Raw genomic sequence first — 14,657 nt, 5'->3', positions numbered from 1 at the left:
TGATGCTCACTCGAAGCGGGCAGCCTTGGGAGGACATCATGTCGGTGCGCGCGTTTCTCGGCCTTTCCACTTTTCTTCTCACGCTCATTCCCCTCGGGACGCCCGCAGCAGCCGCCGAATCTCAGCGACAAATCGAGATCACCAGCGATGCCGATTATTTCGGCTTCGACCTGCGCACCGAGCAGAACGTCTCGCTGGATCAGTGCCAGGCCAGCTGCATCGCCGATCGCTCCTGCAGGGCCTTCACCTACAATCCCAAGGTGAAATGGTGCTTCCTCAAGTCCGACTTCAACCAGCTGAATACATTCAACGGCGCGATCGCCGGTAAGATCGTCGAAACCGCGACCGGCGAAATCGATATCGGCGCCCCGCCCCGCCTGTCGTTCATTTCGGATGACCTCCTGCAGCAGGCGCGCGACGTAAAGGCAAATCTCGCCTTGGCCGACGATCAGCTCGGTTTCGGCATCAATGGGCTGATCGAAACGGCGCGCGTCGCGTTGACAGCCGGCAACTTCGTTAGCGCACTCAAGGCCTTTCGCGGCGCCCTGGCGATCGCCCCGGACGATGCTCAACTGTGGCTGGAAACGGCCCGCGCCGCGAACCGCTTCACCAGCGGCACGGACATGGCGAGCGAGGCGGCGCTCACCGCGCTCAACGCCTACCAGTTGACGCGCACGACCGAAAGCCGCGCCGACGCACTTGCCGTCCTCGCCCGGGCCCTCGAAAACTCGGAGAACTTTCGCGCCGCGCTCGGCGCCTACAAGGCAAGCCTAGAACTCGTGCAGGCGAAGACCGTAGAGACCGCCTATCTCGACCTCAAGGCGCGGCAGGGGTTCCGGGTCACCGGTCACACCATCGATGCCGACGGCGCCAGCCCGCGCGCCTGCGTTCAGTTCTCCGAGCCGCTCCTGAAAAACGGTCCCGATTACGCGTCCTTCGTGACGCTCGACGGCACGGCGCCAAAGGCGGTCGAAGCCAAGGGCGCCGAGATCTGCGTCGAGGGATTGATACACGGCAAACGCTACAAGCTGGCGCTGCGCCCGGGGCTGCCCTCCTCCGTCGACGAGATCATCGAAACGCCGGTCAGCCTCGACCTCTATGTCAAGGACCGGGCGCCGATGGTGCGCTTCACCGGCGACAGCTTCGTGCTGCCGTCGACCGCACGGCGCGGCATTCCGATCGTTTCGGTGAATAGCGAGAGCGCCGACCTCAAGCTCTACCGCATCGGTGACCGCAACATTGCGTCGTTGCTCACCAGTTCGCAATTCCTGACCCAGATCGACGGTTATAACGCCCAGCGTATCGAGGACGAGAGCGGCGAGCTCGTCTGGCAGGGCAGCATCGACATCGAAACCGAGCTCAACAAGGAAGTGGTAACGAGCTTCCCCCTGGATGAGGCGCTGCCCGAGCGCAAGCCCGGCGTCTACGTGCTGACAGCCGCCGCGACCAACGGCCTCAACCAGGAATGGGATGCGCGCGCGACGCAATGGTTCGTCGTCTCCGACGTCGGAATTTCGACCTATGCCGGCACGGATGGGCTCTCGGTCTTTATCCGGTCGCTTGCCAGCGCCAAGCCGCTCGGCGACGTCCGACTGCAACTCGTCGCCAAGAACAACGAGCTGCTCGGCACCGCGACAACGGACGCAGAAGGACGTGCGACGTTCGATGCCGGGCTGATCCGGGGCACGGCGAGCATGACGCCGGCGGTGATCACCGCGCAAAAGGGCGACGACGACTTTGTCTTCCTCGATATGACCCGCGCTGGCTTCGATCTTTCCGACCGCGGCGTCACCGGACGCGCCGCACCTGGCGCGATCGACATTTTCTCCTGGACCGAGCGCGGCATCTATCGCGCCGGCGAGACGGTGCATGCGGCCGCGCTTGCCCGCGACGTGAATGGCGAGGCGATCGAGAACCTGCCGCTCACCTTCGTCTTCCTGCGGCCCGACGGGGTCGAGGACAGGCGCCTCGTCAGCAATGGCGGCAAGCTCGGCGGTCATGCGCTCGATCTGCCGATCCCGGAAAACGCCATGCGCGGCACCTGGACGATGCAGATCTTCGCTGACCCGAAAGGCTCGGCCATCGGCGAGAAGCAGTTCCTCGTCGACGACTTCGTTCCGGACCGCACCGAGTTCGACCTGACGAGCGAAGCCAAGGAGATCGCGGTCGGCACACCCATAGAGGTCGCCGTCGATGGCCGGTTCCTCTATGGCGCGCCGGCCGCGGGGCTCATGCTCGAGGGCGAGGTCTCGGTCAAACCGACGCGTGAGCGCGAAGCTTTCAAGGGTTACCTGTTCGGACTCGCCGACGAAGAGGCAAGCGAGGAGATCCGCGTGCCGCTCGACGGACTTGAGCCACTCGACCAGGACGGCAAGGCCGTCTTCGCCGTGGACCTCGGCGAGGTGCCCTCGACCACCCAATTGCTGAACGCCAAAGTGACCGTCCGCATGCGCGAAGGCGGCGGACGCGCGGTCGAGCGCTCTCTGACGTTGCCTGTGAGAGCGGAAACCCCGATGATCGGCATCAAGCCGGAATTTTCCGGCGATCTCGCCGAGAATTCGGTCGGCAAGTTCCGCGTCATCGCCATAGCCCCGGGCGGGGCGAAAGTATCGATGCCAGGCGCGCTCTGGAAGCTGATCAGCGTCGAGCGCAATTACCAATGGTACCGGGAAGGAACCGCTTGGAAATACGAACCGGTCATCTCCACTAAACAGGTGGCGAACGGAACGATAGACTTGGGCGAAGATGGCGCCGAGATCGCCGTGCCGGTCGGCTGGGGCCGTTATCGACTGGAGGTCGAAACGGCAGCAGCGGATGGCCCGGCCTCCAGCGTCGAATTCGACGCCGGCTGGTACGTCGAGGCGACGTCGACAGAGACGCCGGACGGGCTCGAGATCGCGCTCGACAAGGAGAACTATGCCATCGGCGACACCGCCAAGCTCAAGGTCTCGCCGCGCTTTGCCGGCGAACTGCTGGTGACCGTCGGCACGGAAAAGCTGATCGCGACGGAGAGCGCGACCATTACCGAGGCAGGCGGCGAGGTGGAACTGCCGGTGACGGCCGACTGGGGCGCCGGCGCCTACGTCACCGCGACGCTCTACCGTCCTGGCGATGCAAGAGAAAGCCGCATGCCGATGCGCGCCATCGGCATCAAGTGGCTCGCCGTCGACCCGGCGGAGCGCAAACTCGCCGTCGCTATCGAACCTCCCGACAAGGCGGCGCCGCGTCAACCGCTCGACATCAGCGTGAAGGTCGAGGGCGACGGCGTTGCGGAAGAGGCCTATATCACGATCGCGGCTGTCGATGTCGGCATCCTCAATCTCACCCGCTACGAGGCGCCGGATCCAGACGGCTGGTATTTCGGCCAGAGGCAGCTCGGCCTCGAGATCCGCGACCTCTACGGCCGCCTGATCGACGGCTCGCTCGGCGTCGCGGGACGGCTGCGCACCGGCGGCGACGGCGGCCAGATGCCGCTGCAGGGGAGCCCGCCCACCGAAAAGCTCGTCGCCTTCTTCTCCGGCCCGGTAAAGCTCGACGCGGATGGCCGCGCGAATGTCAGCTTCGGCATCCCGCAATTCAACGGCACGGCGCGCGTGATGGCGGTCGCCTGGACGAAATCCGGTGTCGGCCACGCGGCCAAGGACGTGGTGATCCGCGATCCGGTCGTCGTCACCGCGAGCATGCCGAAATTCCTGGCGCCCGGAGACCGGGCGGAGTTCAGGCTCGACATCGCCAACACGGACGCCCCGGCCGGCGACTACCAGCTGCAGGTGACGACCAATGGTGCCGTGACCGTCGAACAGAACGGGCCATCCGAGACCATTCAACTCGATGCCGGCGGCAAATCCACGATAACGTTTCCGCTCGCGGGTCAACACCCGGGCAACGGTATCGTCACGGTCAATCTCTCGAATGCCGGAGGACTATCGCTCGAACAGGCGCTGGCCGTTGCGGTCCGCCCTGCCGCGCTGCCCGTCACCCAGCGTCAGGTGGTGTCGGTGGCCGCCGGCAGCAGCCTCACCATAGACGAGCAGCTGCTGGCGGACAGCGTGCTCGAGGGTGCCTCGGTCAGCCTCAATGTCGCGCGCTCGGCTGCCTTCGACATCCCTGCACTTCTGATGACGCTTGACCGCTATCCCTATGGCTGCGCCGAGCAGACCACGAGCCGCGCCCTGCCGCTCCTCTATTTGAGCGAGCTCTCGAAGCAGTCAGGGCTTGCAGAGGACGACGCCGTTGGCAAGCGCGTGCAGGAAGCGATCTACCGCGTGCTGTCCTATCAATCTTCATCCGGAAGTTTTGGCCTCTGGAGTCCGGGATACGGCGATCTCTGGCTCGACGCCTATGTCACCGATTTCCTGACCCGCGCACGCGAACAGAAATATGAGGTGCCCGAGCAGTCGATGGTTCAGGCGCTCGAAAACCTGCAGAATGCGTTGAGCTACGAGACCAATGTCAAGGACCGCGGCAACGAGATCGCCTATGCGCTCTATGTGCTTGCGCGCAACCGCAAGGCGGCGATCAGTGATCTGCGCTACTACGCCGACACGATGCTCGGCGACTTCCCTACCCCGCTTGCGAAGGCGCATATCGCCGCCGCACTAGCGCTCTACGGCGATGGCCAGCGCTCGCAGGACATTTTCGCAGCCGCGGCGAACATGTCGACGGGCCTCGTCAATGTCAGCCTCGCCCGCTCGGACTACGGTTCTTCACTTCGCGACGATGCCGCGGTGCTGGCGCTTGCTGCCGAAACCCGGCCAGTGCCGCCGATCATTCCCGAGCTTTCCAAGATCGTCGCGAAAGAATGGCAGGAGGCGAAATATACGAGCACCCAGGAGCAGACATGGATGCTGCTTGCCGCGCGGGCGATCCAGGGTGGCGATCAGGACATGCGGCTGGAGGTGAACGGCGCACAGCGCACGGGCAGCTATGCCGCGCACATTTCCGGCGAGGCGCTGATCGAGCATCCGGTTGTCATTCGCAACAACGGATCGGACGCGGTATCCGCTGTTGTGACGACCGTTGCGGCTCCGGCTCAACCGCTATCGGCCAGTGGCGACGGGTTCTCGATCGAGCGGACCTATTACACGCTGGACGGCGTGGAGGCCAATGTCAGCCAGGCGCGGCAGAACGAGCGCTACGTCGTCGTGCTCAAGGTCACAGAGAGCAATGCCTGGCCCTCGCGCGTGCTGATCACCGACCTTCTCCCGGCAGGCTTCGAGATCGACAATCCGAGCCTCGTCGACAGCGCCCAGCTCTCGAATTTCGAGTGGGTCGGCCAGGTTCAAGCGGCCCATACCGAGTTCCGCAGCGATCGCTTCGTCGCGGCTTTCGATCGATCGGCGGGCGACAATCGCGAGATCACGCTTGCCTATGTCGTGCGCGCCGTGACGCCGGGCACCTACGATCATCCGGCCGCAAACGTCGAGGATATGTATCGGCCGCAATTCTCGGCCCGCAGCGCCACCGGCCGCATGGAGGTGCTGGCAGCCCAGTAGGAAGCGTGATGTCCATTCTCTGGAAGCGCTTTGTCGGCTCGATAAGGCAGGTGCGCGGGCGATGGCGCGCGGCCATACCCCCCTCTGGCCTGCCGGGCATCTCCCCCACAAGGGGGGAGATTGGCAAGAAGCGCGCTCCAAAGTCCCCCGCTTCAGAAATTTTTGCCTCGTCACGTGACGAGGGATTAGGGCAGGACAGTGCCTCCGTGATCTCCCCCCCTGTGGGGGAGATGGCCGGCAGGCCAAAGGGGGGTAAAGCCGGTGCCGCTGGTTCCGCTCATCCGAGACGTTTTCGAACGGGCGCCCTGATCGCCTTGCCGATCGGCCTTGTCATCACCGCGCTTGCAGCCGTCGCCCTCGATTGGGCGGACCGGACGTTCCCGCCGCCCATCGAGGAAGCCCGGATATTTTCGCGCGAGGTCCTCGACCGGGACGGTCACCTCCTGCGCGCTTTCGCCGCGAAGGACGGCCGCTGGCGCCTGAAGACCACGGTCAAGGATGTCGACCCGCGTTTTATCGAGATGCTGATCGCCTATGAGGACCAGCGTTTTCGCGAGCATCGCGGCGTCGATCCCCTGGCATTGGGGCGGGCGGCGCTGCAGTTCATCACCAATGGCCGGGTCGTTTCCGGCGGCTCCACGCTTTCCATGCAGGTGGCACGGTTGATCGAGCCGCGCGAGCGCCGAACACTGACGGCGAAGTTCAAGCAGATGGCCCGTGCCATCCAGATCGAGCGGCGGCTCAGCAAGGATGAGATCCTCGAGCTCTACCTTACCCGCGCTCCCTTTGGAGGCAATCTCGAAGGCGTCCGCGCCGCGAGCTTCGCCTGGTTCGGCAAGGAGCCGCGCCGGCTTTCAATTGCCGAGGCCGCGCTCCTCGTGGCGCTTCCGCAATTGCCGGAAAAGCGCCGGCCGGACCGCAGCCTTGCCGCGGCCGAGGCCGCCCGCCAGCGGGTGCTGACCCGCATGGCGGTTGCGAAGGTTCTCGGCGAAGGCGAGGCCGAGCGCGCCGCAGTGACGGCAATTCCCAGCCGCCGCCTTCAGCTTCCATCTCATGCGGCACATCTCTCCGAAGCGGCGATCCGCAACGAGCCGCAGGCGCTGCGGCACCAGACGACGCTCCGGCGCGATATCCAGCGCGCACTCGAGGCCGTCGCCCGCCAAGCTGCTGCCGGGCTCGGGCCGAGGGTTTCGGTCGCCATGGTGATGGCCGATATCCGAACCGGCGAAATCGTCGGCGAAGTGGGGTCTGCCGATTATTTCGACGCCAGCCGCTCCGGCTGGATCGACATGACCCGGATCACGCGCTCCCCCGGATCGACGTTGAAGCCGTTCATCTATGGGCTCGCCTTCGAGGAGGGGCTCGTCGCACAGGAGACGATCATCGAAGACCGGCCAGCGGACTTCTTCGGCTACCGGCCAAGAAACTTCGACATGAGCTACCAGGGCGACGTCAGCATTCGCCAGGCGCTGCAACTCTCGCTCAACGTGCCGGCGATCAGGCTGCTCGACGCCGTCGGGACTGCGCGGCTGATGGTGCGGTTCCGGCGTGCGGATGTGCGCCTCGCCTTGCCGGCACACGAAGCGCCGGGGCTGGCTATCGGCCTTGGCGGCGCCGGCATCACGCTGCGCGACCTCGTCCAGCTCTATGCGGGGCTTGCCAATCGCGGCTGGCCGGTGCGCCTCGGCAACGGCATCGAAGGAGAGGCCGGTCTGATCGACGGCGAACCCCTGCTCTCGAACATCGCGGCGTGGCAGGTCGCCGATATTCTATCCGGTGTGCTGCCGCCCGCCGGAAGCCGCCAGCGCGGCATCGCTTACAAGACGGGCACCAGCTATGGCTATCGCGATGCCTGGTCCATCGGCTTCGACGGCCGATACGTGCTTGGCGTCTGGGTCGGCCGACCCGACAATGGCGCTCTCCCCGGTCTGACCGGCTACGGCGCGGCCGCGCCCATCCTGTTCGAGGCTTTCGCCAAATCCGGGATTCCCATTACCCCGCTGCCGGATGCACCCCCAGGCGCGATCCGCATCGCCCAAGCCGAGTTGCCGATGGGACAGCGGCGCTTCACCAGGACGGCAAGCGGCCTGCCACAGACATGGATCCGGGAGGCAGCGCCGCAGATCGTCTTTCCGCCGGAAGGTGCGCGGGTCGAACTCGGCGCCAAATCCGGCGAGGGGATGATGCCTCTCACACTGAAGCTGCAGGGCGGGCGCGCGCCCTTCCGCTGGCTTGCCAACGGTCGAGCTTTGCCGGAGATGACCCGGCGGAGGGTGAGCCAGTGGATGCCGGATGGCGGGGGTTATTCGACACTGACGGTCATCGACGCACTCGGGCGCGCCGCCACCGTTCGCGTGTTCGTGGAATAAGGGAAACATCCAATCGGCCGGAGGGCAGCGCCGCGTCCGGCCGATGAGTCTTCAGTTCAGGCTGACAAGGCAGTCCTCGCTTGGGCGTTCTGCGGCCGCGGCACCGGGGTGGGCATCACCAGCGGCATCCCGGCCTCCAGGCATGCGGCAATGAACGCCTCCCGCGCCACCGCTGCCGGCGTCATACGGTTGAGCGCCCGCCTGCAGGTGCGCAGCGCACGCTCGTAGCGTTCTCCCTTGCGCAACGGCCACTCGTTCTCCAGGAAATCGACCGCCTCGTAAACGGAAGTGAAGGTCCGCGTGAGGCCGTTCGAAAGGCGCACCGTGAGGGGGATTGTCCATGGAATCTCATTGAGAAGCATTTTTCCTCCTTTCTCATGCCGTCAATGGATGTGCACACGGGAAGAGATATTGGCGCTCGAAAGCTAAATTCAAGAAGCTTGGTTAGGCCGCCACAGAGCCGCGCCCCAGCCCGCGGTGCCGTTGCGATTTCCGCCATTTGCCGCATTGACCGAAGTTCGTACAACACCCCTTGAAACCTCGGCCGGAGAACCTAAATCGGGGGTACGAGCCGCCTATCGAGGGGCTCGCAGTCGAGGGGCGTCGGTCTCTTCGGCGCCCCTCATCGTCCATGTTGCTCAAGGAGGATATGGCTATGAGAACAAGCTTCGACTTCTCACCCCTTTCGCGGTCCAGTGTGGGCTTCGACCACCTGTTCGACCTGCTCGACTCGGCAAGCCGGATGGCGCAGACCGACAACTGGCCGCCCTACGACATCATGCGCGTCGGCGATAACGAGTATCGCATAGCGATGTCGGTTGCCGGCTTCGCGCCGGAAGAAATCACCATCACGCACGAGCAGCAGTTGCTGACCATCACCGGCGAAAAAGCCGGCGACGAGGAGGCGGAATACCTCTATCGCGGCATTGCCGCGCGCAACTTCGAGCGCCGCTTCCAGCTTGCTGCCTATGTGACGGTCACCGGCGCGAAGCTCGTCAATGGCTTGCTGACGATCGATCTCGTCCGTGAGCTTCCCGAGCAGATGAAGCCTCGCCGCATTGAGATCAAGCAGGATGCTTTCTCCGCAGAAGGCGGGAAGAAGCGGATCGAGGGCGAAAAGCACGCCGCTTAAACATACGGGCGACGCTATCCTCGGAGCCGCAGGGCGGGCGACAGCCGGCACTCCGGCGCGTTTCGAGGCCGGTGTTCGATGCAGAGGCTTGGAGAGCGGGATGAAAGTCGCTCATGCCCTTTCGTCCCGCTCGAGCGAATGAAAGGAGCCGACTATGAATGTACGTGATCTCATTCCATGGGCCCGCGGACAGGGACAGGTCCCCGCATCCTATCGCGAAGAACGCAACCCCTTTCTCGCACTTCATCGGGAAATGAACCGGCTCTTCGACGATGTCTTCCGAGGCTTCGAAACGCGGCTGCCGTCAGCTTATGGCGGTTTTCCGGGTTTCGGCGCCGCCTGGCCGAATATCGAGGTTTCCGATGGGGAGAAGGAGATCAAGGTGACCGCCGAGTTGCCCGGGCTTGAGGAAAAGGACGTCGAACTTTCACTCACTGATGATGTGCTCTCCCTGAGAGGCGAGAAGAAAGCCGAGACCGAAGACAAGGAGAACCAGTTCTCCGAACGTTTCTACGGCCGCTTCGAACGCCGTATTCCGCTGGGATACAATATCGATGAAGGCAAGGTAAGCGCGACCTTCCGCAACGGCGTTCTGACGGTGACGCTTCCCAAGACCGAACAGGGCCAGACGAAGGCCAAGCGCATCACCATCAGCAGCCAGTAAGATCATTCCCCTCCCCAGATCCAATGGGGAGGGGTTTTCGCTCCGCGGGAACAATTCCATTCCGAAGGCGCAATCCTTCGCACAAGGGCATTAGCACTCTCGGCAGAAGAGTGCTAAAATCGCGCCGCATCCCTCTTGAATCCATTTTTTGGCAGGGCCAGATCAATCATGCGTTGCCTAAAGGAGTTAAGTCACCCGCTTGCCTGAACGGCGGCAGCGCTTTTCCGGGGGCATGCACGAAGCAAGAATCGAGGAGGAAGACATGAAGTTCCAACCGCTCCATGATCGCATTCTCGTCCGCCGCCTCTCGTCCGAGGAGAAAACCAAGGGCGGCATCATCATTCCCGACACAGCGAAGGAGAAACCGCAGGAAGGCGAGGTCATCGCCGCCGGCCCGGGCGCGCGCAACGAGCAGGGTCAGCTTGTTGCGCTCGACGTGAAGGTCGGAGACCGCGTGCTCTTCGGCAAGTGGTCCGGAACGGAGATCAAAATGGAGGGCGAGGACCTGCTCATCCTGAAGGAGGCCGACGTGCTCGGCGTCCTCGAGAATTCAAGCGCCGAAAGGCAGGTCGCCTGAGCCGCCTCGATCCCGCACCAATCATAAGCTGCTGACGAGAAAGGAGTGAACCATGGCTGTCAAAGACGTCAAATTCCATTCCGATGCCCGAGAGCGCCTGTTGCGCGGCGTCGACACTCTGGCGAACGCCGTCCGGGTGACGCTTGGGCCCAAGGGCCGCAACGTCGTGATCGACAAGTCCTTTGGCGCACCGCGGATCACCAAGGACGGCGTGACCGTGGCCAAGGAGATCGAGCTCGAGGACAAGTTCGAAAACATGGGCGCGCAGATGCTGCGCGAGGTCGCATCAAGGACGAGCGAGATCGCCGGCGACGGCACGACGACCGCGACCGTTCTTGCCCAGGCGATCGTCCGCGAAGGCGCCAAGGCGGTTGCCTCCGGCATGAACCCGATGGACCTCAAGCGCGGCATCGATCTGGCGGTGGATGCGCTCGTCGCCGAATTGAAGACCAAGGCACGCCAGGTCTCGAAGAACGAGGAGATCGCCCAAGTCGGCACGATCTCGGCCAATGGCGACGTCGAGATCGGACGCTACCTCGCCGACGCTATGGAGAAGGTCGGTAATGAAGGCGTGATCACCGTCGAGGAGGCGAAAACCGCGGAGACCGAGCTCGAAGTGGTCGAGGGCATGCAGTTCGACCGTGGCTATATCTCGCCTTATTTCATTACCAACCAGGACAAGATGCGGGCGGAGTTCGAGGACCCCTACATCCTGATCCACGAGAAGAAGCTCTCCAACCTGCAGGCGATGCTGCCCATTCTCGAAGCCGTCGTCCAGTCCGGCAAGCCGCTCTTGATCATCGCCGAAGATGTCGAGGGCGAAGCGCTCGCCACCCTCGTCGTCAACAAGCTGCGCGGCGGGCTCAAGGTGGCGGCGGTCAAGGCTCCCGGCTTCGGCGACCGCCGCAAGGCGATGCTCGAGGACATCGCCATTCTGACCAGCGGCACCGTCATCTCGGAGGATCTCGGCATCAAGCTCGAGAATGTGACGCTCGATATGCTGGGCCGGGCGAAGAAGGTCTCGATCGAGAAAGAGAATACGACGATCATCAGCGGCGCGGGCACGAAGGCCGACATTGACGGCCGCGTCGCCCAGATCAAGGCGCAGATCGAGGAAACGACCTCGGACTACGACCGCGAGAAATTGCAGGAGCGGCTCGCAAAGCTCGCCGGCGGCGTTGCGGTCATTCGCGTCGGCGGCTCGACGGAGGTCGAGGTCAAGGAGCGCAAGGATCGGGTCGACGACGCGCTGCATGCAACGCGTGCGGCCGTCGAGGAAGGCATCCTCCCTGGAGGCGGCGTGGCGCTTCTACGCTCGATCAAGGTCCTCGACAATGTCCAGACGGCCAATGACGACCAGCGTGTCGGCGTCGAGATCGTCCGCCGCGCGATCGAGGCTCCCGTCCGCCAGATCGCGGAAAACGCCGGAGCGGAGGGCTCGATCATCGTCGGCAAGCTGCGTGAGAAGACGGATTTTGCCTGGGGCTGGAATGCCCAGACCGGCGAATATGGCGACCTCTTCTCCATGGGCGTCATCGACCCCGCCAAGGTGGTGCGCACGGCCCTCCAGGATGCCGCGTCCATCGCCGGCCTTCTGGTGACCACCGAAGCGATGATTGCCGAGAAGCCCAAGAAGGAAACGCCGCCCGCAATGCCGCCCGGCGGCGGAATGGACTTCTGAAACGAGGGCGCGAAGCCCCTTATCCCGCTACCGCGACCTTCTCCCCGCTTGCGGGGAGAAGGGATATGCCGCACCGCGCTGCCTATGACATCTCCAGCTCATTCGCCTGGTGCGCTCCAACCGTCTCTCTCCTCCGCTTCATCGCACAGCCCGCGACATAGACTTCCGCAACACAACGGTCGTCGCCCATCGTCTGCAGGATGAAAAGCTCCTCGGCAAGCGAGGAAGCCACCTGCATTCTGAGCTCCATCGCCGATTTGGCACGACTGTCGAGAACGACGATGTCCGCGTCCGCTCCGATGTGCAGCGAACCGATCCGATGTTCCAATTCGAGCGCTCGCGCATTGCCGAGCGTCATCATGTAAAATGAATTGAGCGGCGAGAGCCGCTGGCCCTGGAGGTGCAGCACCTTATAGGCCTCGCCCATGGTTTCCAGCATCGAAAAGCTCGTTCCGGCGCCGACATCGGTCGCGACGGAGTGGCGCGCACCGAGCTTGTCGAAGCGGTCGCGGTCGAAGAGGCCGCTGCCGAGAAAGAGATTCGATGTCGGGCAGAAGACGCCGACGGCACCCGTGTCGGCGAGCACTGAAAGCTCGCCGTCGCTCAGATGGATGCAATGGCCGAGCAGCGTCTTGCGGCCGAGAAGGCTATAGCGCGCGTAAATGTCGGTATAGTCCCGCGCCTGCGGATAGAGCGAGGTGGCGAAGGCGATCTCGTCCCTGTTCTCGGACAGATGCGTCTGAACGTAGCAGTCCGGGTGCTCCGCAACGAGCGCGCGGCTCATCTCCATCTGTTCCGGGGTCGAGGTGATCGCAAAGCGCGGGCTGATCGCGTAATGCGCCCTGCCCCGGCCATGCCAACTGGCGATCAGCCGTTTGGTCTCGTCATAGCCCCTTTGCGGCGTGTCGCGAAGCGCCTCCGGGGCATTGCGGTCCATCAGCACCTTGCCGCCGATCATAAGCATGTTGCGCTCTTCGGCCGCGGTGAAGAACGCATCGACGCTTTCCGGATGCACCGAGCAGTAGGCGACGGCGGACGTCGTGCCGTTGGAGATGAGTTCGTCCATGAACCGGCCGGCGATGAAGGCGGCATGCTCCGACAATTCGAACTTCTGCTCCTCGACGAAGATATAGGTGTTCAACCATTCCAGAAGCTGCGCCCCGTAGGAGGCGATCGCCTGCGTCTGGGGAAAATGCAGGTGCGTATCGATGAGCCCCGGCATAACGAGATGCGGACGGTGATCGGCTATCCTTACTCCTTGGCCGGCCTGGCGGGCGACGTCCCCGTAGGAGCCGACACCGGCGATCTTTCCGTTCCGGACGAGGACGGCGCCGTCTTCATAGAATCGGTAGGAGTCGCCATCGTCGATGCCTTGCGGCTCGCTAACGAAAGTCAGCACCCGCCCGCGGATCAGCAAATCGCTCATTGAATCCTTCCTTCCTTCACGATCGACTCGTACCAGGAGGCGAGCAATTGCCGCTCCCCTTCCGTGATGCCGGTGACGTTTGCTGGCGGCATCGCCTGCGACCGTCCAGCCTGCAGATAGATCTCGCGCGCATGCGCAACGATGTCGGCGTCGGTCTCGAGAGCCACGCCTTTCGGCGGCACGATAATGCCCTCCCAGCCGGGTTCCCGCGCATGGCACATCGAACAGCGGCCGAGCACGGTGTCGCGCACCTTGGTGAAGTCGGGAGAATCCGCAATCGCCTGCTCGGTTGTCGAGGCCCGTGCCTCTCCGCCTTCGGAAAGAGCCTTGGGGACGGTCGAGAGCCACATGATGGCGATGAACAGGAGCGCGGTGACGAGCCAAGTCCAGGTAGGACTGCCCTTGCGGGCATGGCGCGTGTTGAACCAGTGGCGGATGGTGACGCCCATCAGGAAGACGAGCGAGGCGATAACCCAATTGTACTCGGTGCCGAAGGCGAGCGGATAGTGGTTCGACAGCATCAGGAACAGGACGGGAAGCGTCAGGTAATTGTTGTGGGTCGAGCGCTGCTTCGCCTGCCGCCCGAGCGCAGGGTCCGGCGTGCGGCCGGCAATCAGGTCGGCCACCACCTTCTTTTGGTTCGGGATGATGATGAAGAACACGTTGGCCGACATGATCGTCGCCGTAAAAGCGCCGAGATGCAGGTAGGCGGCGCGGCCGGTGAAGAGCTGCGTATAGCCCCAGGCAACCGCGACGAGGACGAAATAGAGCAGCACCATCAGCCGCGTGTTGTCCTTGCCGAGTGGCGAACGACAGATCGCGTCATAGGCAAGCCAGCCGAAGGCAAGTGAAGCGAGAGAGATCGCGATCGCCGCCGGCTTCGAGACGTCGAGCACGCTCGGATCGATCAGGTAGAGGTCCGCGCCGGCATAATAGACGAGCGCCAGCATGCCGAAGCCTGAAAGCCAGGTGACGTAGGATTCCCATTTGAACCAGGTCAGGTGCTCCGGCATGTTTTCCGGCGCCACCAGGTATTTCTGGATGTGATAGAAACCGCCGCCATGAACCTGCCACTCCTCGCCGTACGCACCGGCCGGCAGGCCCGGGCGCTGCCTCAAACCGAGGTCGAGCGCCACGAAATAGAAGGATGAGCCGATCCAGGCGATGCCGGTGATGACGTGCAGCCATCTCACGGCGAAGGTCAGCCAGTCCCAGGCGATGGCATATTCGTACATGCGGGTCTCCCGTTTCTCCAAAGCGCGTCGCGTTCAAACGAATTCATGTGACGCGCTTTGGATCATTGTTTTTATGCA

Annotated in this window: 9 protein-coding genes; 6 read left to right on the top strand and 3 right to left on the bottom strand. The window is 63.7% G+C overall.

The features are described 5' to 3' along the window. The first annotated feature begins 38 nt into the window (after positions 1-38). The gene (locus J2Z31_RS04850; protein ID WP_234939251.1) at positions 39-5,495 is read left to right on the top strand and encodes an alpha-2-macroglobulin family protein; all 5,457 of its coding nucleotides are present in this window, start codon (positions 39-41) and stop codon (positions 5,493-5,495) included. A gap of 8 nt (positions 5,496-5,503) precedes the next feature. Then, complete coding sequence (gene pbpC, locus J2Z31_RS04845; RefSeq protein ID WP_234939250.1) at positions 5,504-7,864, top strand: penicillin-binding protein 1C; 2,361 nt, start codon at positions 5,504-5,506, stop codon at positions 7,862-7,864. 56 nt (positions 7,865-7,920) lie between these two features. Here pbpC and J2Z31_RS04840 read toward each other — a convergent pair whose 3' ends face one another. Next, a complete protein-coding gene (locus tag J2Z31_RS04840; protein WP_209600725.1) occupies positions 7,921-8,226 on the bottom strand; it encodes a DUF982 domain-containing protein in 306 nt (101 codons plus the stop codon). Positions 8,227-8,519: 293 nt separating this feature from the next. Here J2Z31_RS04840 and J2Z31_RS04835 point away from each other — a divergent pair, with 293 nt between their 5' ends. The 4 genes from J2Z31_RS04835 (at position 8,520) to groL (ending at position 11,918) form a co-directional block, all read left to right on the top strand. Next, positions 8,520-8,996, top strand: a complete 477-nt coding sequence (locus J2Z31_RS04835; protein ID WP_209600724.1) for an Hsp20 family protein — start codon at positions 8,520-8,522, stop codon at positions 8,994-8,996. 154 nt (positions 8,997-9,150) lie between these two features. Continuing rightward, positions 9,151-9,660, top strand: coding sequence for an Hsp20/alpha crystallin family protein (locus tag J2Z31_RS04830; protein WP_209600723.1), 510 nt, complete (start codon positions 9,151-9,153; stop codon positions 9,658-9,660). 262 nt (positions 9,661-9,922) lie between these two features. Continuing rightward, positions 9,923-10,237: a co-chaperone GroES gene (groES, locus tag J2Z31_RS04825; RefSeq protein WP_209600722.1), complete on the top strand. Its 315-nt coding sequence runs from the start codon at positions 9,923-9,925 to the stop codon at positions 10,235-10,237. A gap of 52 nt (positions 10,238-10,289) precedes the next feature. Continuing rightward, positions 10,290-11,918, top strand: a complete 1,629-nt coding sequence (gene groL / locus J2Z31_RS04820; RefSeq protein WP_209600721.1) for a chaperonin GroEL — start codon at positions 10,290-10,292, stop codon at positions 11,916-11,918. An 82-nt stretch (positions 11,919-12,000) separates the two neighbouring features. On the opposite strand, the gene guaD is transcribed toward groL, so the two are convergent. Together guaD and J2Z31_RS04810 are read right to left on the bottom strand one after the other, a co-directional pair. Continuing rightward, positions 12,001-13,344, bottom strand: a complete 1,344-nt coding sequence (gene guaD, locus J2Z31_RS04815; protein WP_209600720.1) for a guanine deaminase — start codon at positions 13,342-13,344, stop codon at positions 12,001-12,003. Then, on the bottom strand, positions 13,341-14,579 hold the full coding sequence (locus tag J2Z31_RS04810; RefSeq protein WP_209600719.1) for a urate hydroxylase PuuD: 1,239 nt from the start codon (positions 14,577-14,579) through the stop codon (positions 13,341-13,343). The genes guaD and J2Z31_RS04810 overlap by 4 nt, the downstream gene beginning before the upstream one ends. Positions 14,580-14,657 lie beyond the last annotated feature (78 nt).

The organism is Sinorhizobium kostiense (assembly GCF_017874595.1).
Taxonomy (GTDB): Bacteria; Pseudomonadota; Alphaproteobacteria; order Rhizobiales; family Rhizobiaceae; genus Sinorhizobium; species Sinorhizobium kostiense.
This window is presented reverse-complemented; position numbering and strand designations above follow the sequence as displayed.

Bases quoted from the DNA above. Each gene is read 5' to 3' on its own strand.
- J2Z31_RS04830 (WP_209600723.1), top strand. From the start codon at position 9,151: ATGAATGTACGTGATCTCATTCCATGGGCCCGCGGACAGGGACAGGTC.
- guaD (WP_209600720.1), bottom strand. From the start codon at position 13,344: ATGAGCGATTTGCTGATCCGCGGGCGGGTGCTGACTTTCGTTAGCGAG.
- J2Z31_RS04840 (WP_209600725.1), bottom strand. From the start codon at position 8,226: ATGCTTCTCAATGAGATTCCATGGACAATCCCCCTCACGGTGCGCCTT.
- pbpC (WP_234939250.1), top strand. From the start codon at position 5,504: ATGTCCATTCTCTGGAAGCGCTTTGTCGGCTCGATAAGGCAGGTGCGC.
- groES (WP_209600722.1), top strand. From the start codon at position 9,923: ATGAAGTTCCAACCGCTCCATGATCGCATTCTCGTCCGCCGCCTCTCG.
- groL (WP_209600721.1), top strand. From the start codon at position 10,290: ATGGCTGTCAAAGACGTCAAATTCCATTCCGATGCCCGAGAGCGCCTG.
- J2Z31_RS04810 (WP_209600719.1), bottom strand. From the start codon at position 14,579: ATGTACGAATATGCCATCGCCTGGGACTGGCTGACCTTCGCCGTGAGA.
- J2Z31_RS04850 (WP_234939251.1), top strand. From the start codon at position 39: ATGTCGGTGCGCGCGTTTCTCGGCCTTTCCACTTTTCTTCTCACGCTC.
- J2Z31_RS04835 (WP_209600724.1), top strand. From the start codon at position 8,520: ATGAGAACAAGCTTCGACTTCTCACCCCTTTCGCGGTCCAGTGTGGGC.